10 protein-coding genes are annotated in these 10,482 nt (G+C 28.2%); all 10 read left to right on the top strand.

The genetic code is table 11. The annotated features are described in order from the left end of the window. Window positions 1-17 precede the first annotated feature (17 nt). The gene (mazG, locus tag KGF38_RS13470) at window positions 18-1,466 is read left to right on the top strand and encodes a nucleoside triphosphate pyrophosphohydrolase (RefSeq protein WP_074180092.1); all 1,449 of its coding nucleotides are present in this window, start codon (window positions 18-20) and stop codon (window positions 1,464-1,466) included. 88 nt (window positions 1,467-1,554) lie between these two features. Next, window positions 1,555-1,833, top strand: a complete 279-nt coding sequence (locus tag KGF38_RS13475; protein ID WP_003421415.1) for an HU family DNA-binding protein — start codon at window positions 1,555-1,557, stop codon at window positions 1,831-1,833. 71 nt (window positions 1,834-1,904) lie between these two features. Beyond that, window positions 1,905-2,147: an RNA-binding S4 domain-containing protein gene (locus KGF38_RS13480; protein ID WP_054271933.1), complete on the top strand. Its 243-nt coding sequence runs from the start codon at window positions 1,905-1,907 to the stop codon at window positions 2,145-2,147. 61 nt (window positions 2,148-2,208) lie between these two features. Next, entirely contained in the window at window positions 2,209-2,463 is a 255-nt protein-coding gene (locus tag KGF38_RS13485; protein WP_003421411.1) for a YabP/YqfC family sporulation protein, read from the top strand. Continuing rightward, window positions 2,464-2,997 (top strand): spore cortex biosynthesis protein YabQ, encoded by a 534-nt coding sequence (gene yabQ / locus KGF38_RS13490; RefSeq protein ID WP_054271932.1) that lies wholly within the window; start codon window positions 2,464-2,466, stop codon window positions 2,995-2,997. It abuts the gene before it with no gap. A 5-nt stretch (window positions 2,998-3,002) separates the two neighbouring features. Next, entirely contained in the window at window positions 3,003-3,287 is a 285-nt protein-coding gene (locus KGF38_RS13495; protein WP_054271931.1) for an FtsB family cell division protein, read from the top strand. Between the two features lie 112 nt (window positions 3,288-3,399). After that, window positions 3,400-4,320 carry a Ppx/GppA phosphatase family protein gene (locus KGF38_RS13500; protein ID WP_074180093.1) on the top strand — a complete coding sequence of 307 codons (921 nt, stop codon included), beginning with the start codon at window positions 3,400-3,402 and terminating at the stop codon, window positions 4,318-4,320. An 89-nt stretch (window positions 4,321-4,409) separates the two neighbouring features. Next, window positions 4,410-6,782, top strand: a complete 2,373-nt coding sequence (gene spoIIE / locus KGF38_RS13505) for a stage II sporulation protein E (RefSeq protein ID WP_054271929.1) — start codon at window positions 4,410-4,412, stop codon at window positions 6,780-6,782. Between the two features lie 350 nt (window positions 6,783-7,132). Then, the gene (pepF, locus tag KGF38_RS13510; protein ID WP_054271928.1) at window positions 7,133-9,022 is read left to right on the top strand and encodes an oligoendopeptidase F; all 1,890 of its coding nucleotides are present in this window, start codon (window positions 7,133-7,135) and stop codon (window positions 9,020-9,022) included. Window positions 9,023-9,137: 115 nt separating this feature from the next. After that, the gene (galU, locus tag KGF38_RS13515) at window positions 9,138-10,103 is read left to right on the top strand and encodes a UTP--glucose-1-phosphate uridylyltransferase GalU (RefSeq protein ID WP_074180094.1); all 966 of its coding nucleotides are present in this window, start codon (window positions 9,138-9,140) and stop codon (window positions 10,101-10,103) included. The last annotated feature ends 379 nt before the right edge of the window (window positions 10,104-10,482 follow it).

The following is a 10,482-nucleotide window of genomic DNA, read 5'->3' on the forward strand; positions in this document are numbered from 1 at the left end:
CTAATAGGAGTGATGTTATGGGTAAGATAAGTATTGTAGGTCTTGGACCAGGAGATTATTCTCTTATAAGCCAAGGTGCGTTAGAATCTTTAAGAAATAACCCAAGAGTTTTTTTTAGAACAGAGAAACATCCAATAATTGATAAACTTAAAGAAACTATACAATACACTTCATTAGACTATTTTTATGAAAATGAAGAAAATTTTGAAAATGTTTATTTAAAAATATCTGAGTTTATCATAGAAGAATCTACAAAGGGTGATTTAATATATGCTGTTCCTGGTCATCCAAGAGTCGCAGAAAAGACTGTAAGTATAATAGAAAGAATAGCCAATGAAAAGCACATAACAGTAGAAATATTGCCTTCTATGAGCTTTGTAGACGCTATGTTTAACTATTTGGCTATAGACCCATCTGAGGGATTTAAATTGATAGATGCTTTTGAAATAGAAAATTCATATATAGATTTGGATACTAGTATGATAATAACCCAAGTATATGATAAATTTATAGCATCTAATGTAAAGTTAAAGCTTATGGAATATTATGACTATAATCAAGAAGTATGTATAGTAAATGGAGCAGGTGTCAAAGATTTAGAAAGTAAAAAGTTTATAAAACTGTGCGAATTGGACAGAAATGAAAACTTTTTTGACTATTTAACTAGCTTATATATACCCAAAAGTTCTAAAAAGATGTATAATACAGTACATGACTTAGAAATAATAGTTAATACACTTAGAAGTCCATCTGGATGTGAATGGGATAAAAAACAGACACATCAATCATTAAAAAATTCTGTTATAGAGGAATCATATGAACTTTGTAATGCAATCGATAATAATGATATAGATGAAATGGTAGAAGAACTAGGAGATGTTCTTTTACAAGTTATATTCCATTGCCAGATAGGAAATGAGGAAGGCTACTTTGATTTAAAAGAAGTAGTAAATGGAATATGTAAAAAATTAATTAATAGACATCCTCATATATTTAGTGGTGTAAAACTAGATATGTCTAAGTTTGAAAAAACTTGGGAAGAATTAAAGAAAGAAGAGAAGGGCGAAAGCACTATAACAGATAGCCTTAGAAGGATACCAAAGCATTTACCAGCTCTTATGAAGGCTAGTAAAGTTCAACATAAAGCAGCCCTTGTTGGCTTTGATTGGGACAATGTAGAAGATGTATTTAAAAAAATTGAAGAAGAATATCAGGAATTACTTGACGAACACAGGGTCGGGAATATAAAATACATAAAGGAAGAACTAGGCGATTTATTATTTTCGATAGTAAATCTAGCTAGATTTTTAGACATAGACTCAGGAGAAGCCTTGAACTGTACTACCGATAAATTCATAAATAGATTTGAGTTTGTGGAGAAAAGTGCAATGAATTTAAATAAAAAATTAGAAGACATGACACTTGAAGAGATGGATGAATTTTGGAATCAGGCTAAAAAACAATAAAATTGTGGAAGGAAATTTGTCAAAAATCTAGAACTTTTATCACAAAGATAGAAGTCTATATTATAAACATTTTTAGGAGGTAAATATCGTGAATAAAGCTGAATTAGTATCAAAGATGGCAGAAAAAAGTGGATTAACAAAGAAGGAAGCAGAGGCTGCATTAAACGCATTTATGAGTTCTGTTCAAGATGCACTAGTAAATAACGAAAAAGTTCAATTAGTTGGATTTGGAACATTTGAGACAAGAGAAAGAGCTGCTAGACAAGGAAGAAATCCAAGAGATCCAGAGCAAGTTATAGATATACCAGCTTCTAAAGCACCAGTTTTCAAAGCTGGAAAAGGATTAAAGGATATAATAAATGGATAATTAGAAATCTTGTGAAAAAGTGTGGATAAATTTGCCACACTTTTTCTATAGAACTAAGGAAGGTGATAATTATGAGATTAGATAAGTTTTTAAAAGTATCTAGGATTATAAAGAGAAGAACTGTTGCTAAGGATGCATGTGATAAGGGAATTGTCACTATAAATGGAAAAGTTGCTAAATCCTCTTCAGAAGTGAATATTGGAGACACCTTAGAAATACAATTTGGAGAGAAAAAGATGAGGCTTAAGATAAATGAAGTAAAAGAGCATGTGCTAAAAAATGATGCAAAAGAAATGTACGAAATTTTAGAATAAAATTGATAGTCCTCTAGTATATTAATAGTAGTATTAGTGAAATATTTACTGGGGGGATATTATGGAACAGAACATAACTTTGAAAGATAGATCAAAGCTGGTTATTTCAGGAGTCGAGCACATATATTCTTTTAATGACAAAAGAGTTGAGCTTAAAACTTCTGTAGGTGAGATGGTAATTGAAGGCGAGAACCTAGATATGAGCAAGCTAAGTATAGACGAAAATATAATTAGCATAGATGGAACTATAAATTCTATGGTGTATGCAAAGCCTAAAAAGCCACAAGAGAGTTTCTTGAAAAAGGTATTTAGATAAATGATACCTTTCACTCAAGATGTAAGTATTTTTTATGCTACTATTTATGGTGGAATACTTATAGGGGTATTGTTTGATTTTTATAGAGGTCTAAGAGGAAACTTTAAATTTATCAATTATTTCGCGATAATCTTTGATGTATTATTTTGGTTTCTAGCAACAGCTATAATATTTGTAACAATAAACCTTACAGAATTTTTTGATTTAAGATATTACCATTTTGTGGCTTTGTTTATTGGTTTTATTTTATACTATAACACCATAAGTAAAATTGTTTTATCAATTATCAATAAAATAATCTGTTTTGTGAGGAATTTTTTAAAAAAAGTTGTACAATACATAGTCAGTTTTTTAAATAATTTGTATTACGTTATAATCTATTCACTACACCTACTATTTGATATTATATTTTATATACCTAATATATTTATAGCAACAAAGAAAAGTATAAAAAGAAAATCAAATAAAAAGTTAAAGAGCAAGAAAAAATCAAAACATAAGAAGAAAAAAAATAAAACCAAAAAAAGGGTGTAGGGAAAATGAACTTAAGAAAAAAATTTTCAGGACAAATTATTGTTGTCAGTTTATTTTTAGGAATATCACTTTTTAGTATGATGACAGGGTTTGTATTTGAGTACACAAAAGCCAAAGAGTATAAAAAAGAAATAGCAAGTCTAAATAAACAATTAAAAAAGACTGAAATACAAATAAACAGCTTAAAGAAAGATGAAAAATCATATGAAGGAGACTTAGAAGAGATAGCAAGAAAAAGATTAAATATGGTAAAGCCTAATGAAACCGTTTATGTTGATATAAACCGTTGACTAAAACTTGCTAATAAGTTTACAGATGTATTGATTTTAAAATTTAAGATTCAATAAAAAAGTCATTCAGTTTAAGAATGGCTTTTTATTTTTATTGAGGAGGTATTTTATAATGAAAGTAGGAGCTATAGATATTGGGACAAACTCAATGAGATTATTGATAGCAGATTATAGAGATGGAAATCTCACAAACAGAAAAAAATTTGTTAACACAACTAGAATTGGTCATGGTGTAGATAGTAAAGGATATATAAAAGAAGATGCTATTCAAAGAAACATAGATGCCTTAAAAAAATTTTCTGATAAGTGTAATGATGAAAAGTGTGAAAAAGTATACTGTATGGGAACATCTGCCCTTAGAGATAGTAAAAATGGAGATTACTTTGTTAAACTAGCAAAAGAAGAAACTGGGATAGATGTTGATATAGTTACAGGAATAGAAGAATCAAATCTAGGATTTAAGGGTGTCTTAGAAGGCATACAAGGTGATGACAATATTATTGTTATAGATATTGGAGGAGGTTCAACAGAATTTATTATAGGCGACTCAGATGGAATTAAATTTAATAAAAGCGAAAATGTAGGTGCTCTTAGAATGACAGAGAGATTTTTAAAGTATGATATTATTGAAGATGAAGAGTTTGAAAATATGAGTTCATTTATATATAACGAGATTAATGAAACTTTAAATTATATAAAAGGAAGAGGATTAAAAACTCTTATAGGCATAGGTGGAACGATTACATCATTATCAGCAATGAATCAAGAATTAGAGGTCTACTCTATGGAAAAAATACATAATAGTAAAATACACAAAAAAGAAATAGAAGAAATTCTACAAAAATTAATAAACATGACATTAAGTGATAAAAAGAACTTAAAAGGCCTACAAGAAAAACGTGCGGATATTATAACTGCTGGTGTAAAAATATTGAATATAATAATGGAAAAATTAGAAATAGAAGAAATAACCGTAAGTGAATACGATAATTTGGAAGGCTTAATATGTCAAAAGTCAAAAAAAATGTATTAATATTTTTTGATTTTTAAAACCGATTATGACAAAAAAAATTACTCCTCTTTGTTACAATTCTTAATATAAACAAAAGAGGAGGTTTTTTTATGCAAAGAAGTGTAGCAGTTGTGGAGAGTAAGACTGTAAAACCAAATGTCATAAAATTAATAAGCGGATATATTGATTTTACTACGGTGGCATTCGCCGTAATGGGATTTTTACTTAGTAGGTCTATTATAGTAGACTCTGTAGCTCCTTTAGGAATTGCCTTTTTTATATGTGCATCAAAGATTGACAAGTACAAGATACCTGTATTCATATCAACATTATTAGGAATATTGTTATCATCTAATGATTTTGGAAATGTAGCAAAATATGCTGTGTGCCTTACAATATTTATGGCAGTGAATAAAAAGTTAAAATTATCAGATTCAATTGCTAAGGTGGCATTTATAAGTGCAATGATATTACTTCCAATTTCCATGGGACAAGCTTTCTTTTCAAATAGGTATATGTATAATCTTCTTATAGCAGGTGTAGAAGCAATAATAATGTTTATATCTGTATATGTATTTTCTTATGGGATAGGTTTGATGGCCAATGTCAACAATAGGATGTCCGTACGGACAGAAGAAGCTATATCAATAAGTTTACTGCTAACCTTTAGCATAATGGGAATAGGTGATATATCCTTGTTTGGAATATCGATAAGGACCATTTTGTCCACCGTATTGATATTACTGACCTCAATAGTAGGAGGAGCTACGATGGGAGCATCTAGTGGTGTAATTATTGGCGTAGCATCCATTTTAAATAACATAACATCAGCCATTTATATGGGTATATATTCTTTTTCAGGATTAATAAGTGGTGCATTTAATAAAATAAATAAATATTTCTGTATATTAGGATATATTCTAAGTTGGACAATAATATACCTATATACTTCTGGTATTACTTCTAATATGATGCAATTAAGAGATATATTGTTAGGCTGTTTAATAGTTATAGTGTTACCAGAGAAGTTGTTTAGTAAGATTGAAAAATTAATAAAAAGTAATGTAGCTTCAAATGAAATCGTATACGATTATATTATGAGAAGTAAGAACTTAACTAATAGTCGATTAAATAGTATTTATAAAACTTACGATGACCTTGCAGATACATTTGATAAGATAAGAGAAAAAGATAAGGTACTAGACCAAAGAGATATAGCAAATGTAATAGATATGATTCATAATGATGAATGTAAAAGTTGTAGTATGAGAAGAATGTGTTGGGAATCAAGATTTAATCATACATACACTATGATATATAACATTCTTGAAAAAATTGAAGAGAAAGGGGAGTTAAATCTAAACGATATACCTAAAAACTTTAGAAAGGAATGTATGAAACCAGAGTCAATAGTGAAAATATCAAATCACTATTACAAAATGTTTGTATTAGATTATGATTGGAGTGTGAAGTTTTCAGAAAGTAGAAAATTAATAGCAAATCAAATAAGAAGTATTTCAAAATCAATTAAATCATTGTCTCAAGATTTAGAGAGCGATATAATGTTGGATATAGAAAAAGAAAAAAATATATATGAGCAATTAGAGAGATATGACATAACTGTTGATAAAGTAAGTTACTTAACGAAAAGTAACAGTGAATTTGAAATATCTATAGAAAAGAAAACTTGTCATGATGGTTGTATGTGTGAAGATAAAATTGTAAACATAATTTCAGACCTAGTAGGTGAAAATATGTCTGTTAGAAAAATAGGGTGCCATTGTTTAGGAGGTAAATGTAAGGCAACATTCGTTAAATCTCAGAAATATAAGGCTGTTACAGAAGTTTCAGCCATGTCAAGGGATGGGCATATTCTTTGTGGAGACAATTACACATATATGGAGATAAATGATGGTAAATATATGATGGCTATAAGTGATGGTATGGGAAAAGGTAAAAAAGCATATGAAGAATCCTCTGCCACTATTGATATATTAGAAAAAATGATAGATGCAAAAATTAAAGACGAAATAGTTATAGATACTATAAATAATATGTTGCTATTAAAGTCTTCAGAGGAGATGTTTTCAACCTTAGATTTAGGAATTTTAGATTTAAAACGAGGTTGTTTAGAAACTATAAAGATGGGAGCGTGTTCTACCTATATAAAAAGAGGTGATGGAGAAGTCGATTTAATATCATCATCATCATTACCTGTGGGTATATTATCTGATGTAAAAATTGATAGAAAAAATGTAAAAGTTAAGGAGGGAGACTATGTCATAATGGTTTCTGATGGAATTGTAGATGCAGGAAGAAATAACAATTTGGGAGATAATTGGTTAATATACTTCTTAAAGAATATAGAGACTACAAATCCAAAAGAAATTTCAAATTTAATATTAGATAGAGCATTAGAGTTACAAGCGTTACAAATCGAAGATGATATGACTGCTTTAGTTACGAAGATATGTACAAAATAAAGTTTATAAAATTCTGTGTATAATATGTGGATAACTTGTGTATAATATGTTAATAGACTTTTGAAAAAAGTATAGTTATTAACAAAAAAAACATATAAATCAACAAAATTTGTTGATAAGTATGGCATAAATGTTAATAAAATGTAAAAAAAGAAAAAACAAAAGCTATTATCAAAAGAGATTCATGTTGAAATAACTAAATTTCTAGGTAAACAAAGCCTGTGAATATGTTGATTATTATGTGGATAACTATTAATTCGATATTTATTTATATAGTATGAATAATTGAATAATATATCTAAAAAAAGCCATCCTATTATTAAGTAAATTTATTGAAAGGATGGCTTTTTATGAATAGAAAATTGTGCAAAGCAATAATACCTTTATTTATTTCTATTTTTTGCATGTTAATAATAAGTATAAAAGCTGACCAAGGATATCAAAAGAATAATGATAGAGCAGTTACTGTCATGAATAATGATACTGAAGATGATGCTGAAAAAAAACAAGAAATAGATTATGAAAAAACATGTTGGAACTTACAATCTTTGTTTAAAAGTGATGACCAATGGAAAAAAGAACTTAAGAGTTTTGATAAAGATACGAAAGAGTTAAAAAATTACATAGGTAAAGTAACAAAATCGCCAACACATTTGTCTTTTGCCTTAAATATCAAGGAAAAACTTGATATAAGATTAAATAGACTATCTGCCTATGTAAAATTAAAACAAGATACTAATAAAAATTCATATAAATACTTAGATATGAATGATATTATGAGTAAATCTTATGGAAACTATATGGGAATTTGTTCAGATTTAGAATTAGAGATATTAAAATTATCAAATAAAGATTATAAGAAAATTATTTCAAATAAAAATATAAATAGAAAATATGGTGCATATTTAAGAGATATAAGAAGAAACAAAGTGCATTATTTAGATGATAAGTCAGAAGACATCCTAAGCAAAGTGTCTTCTATAAGTAGTCTTCCAAGTCAAGTTTATGAATTGTTTAGAAATATGGATAGAAAAACTAATTTAACACCAGCTCAATATGCTAGTGAGCTAGAATCATCAGATAGAGAAAATAGAAAAAAAGCTTATCAAGATGAACTTATAACTTACAATGATAATCTAAATACAATTGCAGGCTTGATTACTGGTCAAGTTAAAAAGAACATTTTTTATTCTCAAGAGAGAGGATATGAGTCTTCGCTAGAAATGTATTTGGAATCTGATAATGTAGATGAAAAAGTATACAATAATCTAATAAGAACTGTAAATGGGAACATGGACAGTTTACACAAATATATAGATTTAAGAAAAAAAGTCTTAAAATTAGATAAGGTCCATTCATATGATATGTTTGTGCCTATAGTTAAGGCTGTTGATAATAATATTAACTATGAGAAAGCGCAGAGTATAGTATATTCAGCGTTATCACCTCTAGGAAAAGAATATAATGATGTAGTCTATAAAGCTTTCAATGAAAAATGGGTAGATGTTTATTCACATGAAAATAAAGTGAGTGGTGGATATTGCTTATCTGTTTATGAAAATCATCCATATGTACTTTTGAATTATAATAATTCATTAAGTTCAGTTTCAACATTATCTCATGAACTTGGTCATGCTGTATACGAATATTTAAGTTCTAAGAATCAAAATTATTTTAATTCAAATCCATCTATATTTACTCATGAGGTTGCATCTACAACTAATGAAGCTTTACTTTATGAAATGCTTATAAGAGAAGCCAAAGGTAATGATGAAAAAGCTTATTATATAACACAATATTTAGACTTGATAAAAGATACTCTTTATACACAAACAATGTATGCTGAATTTGAAAAGACTATACATGAGTTAGTTGAAAAAGAGAAGAGTGTAAATGCACTAGTACTAAATGATGTTTGGGGACAACTTCTTAAAAAATATTATGGACAAAGCTATGAATTAGACCAATTATCTAAGGTCGGATGGGCTAGAATCCCACACTTTTACAATAGTTTCTATGTCTATAAATATGCAACAGGTTGTAGCGCAGGAGTAAGTTTTGCCCAAGACATACTAAAAAATGGCTCAGACAACTATATAAATTTTCTTAAAAAAGGAAGCTCAGATTATCCAATAAACTTGTTAAAATCAAGTGGGATAAACTTAACTAATACAAAACCTATAGAAAATACAATTAAAAAATTTGACAGTTTAGTAGCAGAACTTGAAAAGCTATTATAAAAGATTATTATAATCCACATGGTAAATATATCGAATTAATGTTAAAATATACTAAAAGTTTAAAGTCCTATTGAAGATAGGACTTTTTATTTATTAATTAGTGGGAGATGATTCTATGCAAATTAAAGTTAAAAAAGCTGTAATACCAGCAGCAGGTTTAGGGACTAGGTTTTTGCCAGCTACTAAGGCGCAACCAAAAGAAATGTTACCAATAGTTGATAAGCCAACGCTACAATACATAATAGAAGAAGCTGTGGCCTCAGGAATAGAGGAAATACTAATAATAACTGGTAGAAATAAAAAATCTATTGAAGACCACTTTGATAAATCCGTAGAATTGGAACTTGATTTGGAGAAAAAAGGTAAAAAGGAATTGTTAGAGATAGTCCAAAATATATCTAACATGATTAACATACATTATATAAGACAGAAAGAGCCAAAAGGATTAGGAGATGCAATTTACTGTGCTAGACACTTTATAGGTGATGAACCTTTTGCAGTAATGTTAGGTGATGATATTGTAGATAATGATGTACCTTGTTTAAAGCAATTAACAGATGCATATGAAGAATATAGAACTACAATATTAGGAGTTCAAAAAGTGAATTCAGAAGATACTAATAAATATGGTATAATAGAGGCAAAAAATATAGAAGGTAGAGTTTATAAGGTAAAAGATATGGTAGAAAAGCCAGAGCCAGGAAAAGCTCCTTCAAATATTGCTATCTTAGGTAGATATATAATAACTCCTGAAATATTTGATATTCTTAAGGATTTACCACCAGGTAAAGGTGGAGAGGTGCAACTAACAGATGCTCTAAAAATATTGTCTAAAAAAGAAGCTATGTATGCATACGATTTTGAAGGAAAAAGATATGATGTTGGTGATAAGTTAGGATTTTTAGAAGCTACTGTTGATTTTGCTCTAAAGAAAGAGGACCTTAAGAAAGATTTTATAAAGTATCTAAAACATGTATGTGACGAATTTGATAAAGATAAAAATGTGTTATACAATAGTACAGATGAAGAATTAAGTTTATCTGAGGTCTCTGATGTTAGAGAACTTGAAATTCAAAAATAATTAGTGAAAGGTGATGTACTGTGGCAAAATCAAGTCAGAAAAAAATTAATAGAATAATAGCTGTTGGGATTGTAGGGATTCTTGTGTTAACAAGCATAACAGCTGTTTTAAGCATGATTGCAACCATGTAATAGGACAAATAACTACAATGAATATACATAAATATAAAAACCATATATAACTTAATGTAGTTAAAAACTTACAATATTTTAGTTATATATGGTTTTTAGAATTTATAAATGTAAAAAAAAATTTTTATAATAGTTGCATATTTTAAGGGAAAATATTATTATAAGATATAAATATAGTGATAAATTTATAAAAATGTGCTAAGATTGGACTTGAAATACAATAATATAATAGATGAACAGACACTTAA

Origin of the sequence: Clostridioides sp. ZZV14-6387 (genome assembly GCF_020657835.1) — a bacterium.
GTDB lineage: Bacteria > Bacillota > Clostridia > Peptostreptococcales > Peptostreptococcaceae > Clostridioides > Clostridioides difficile_A.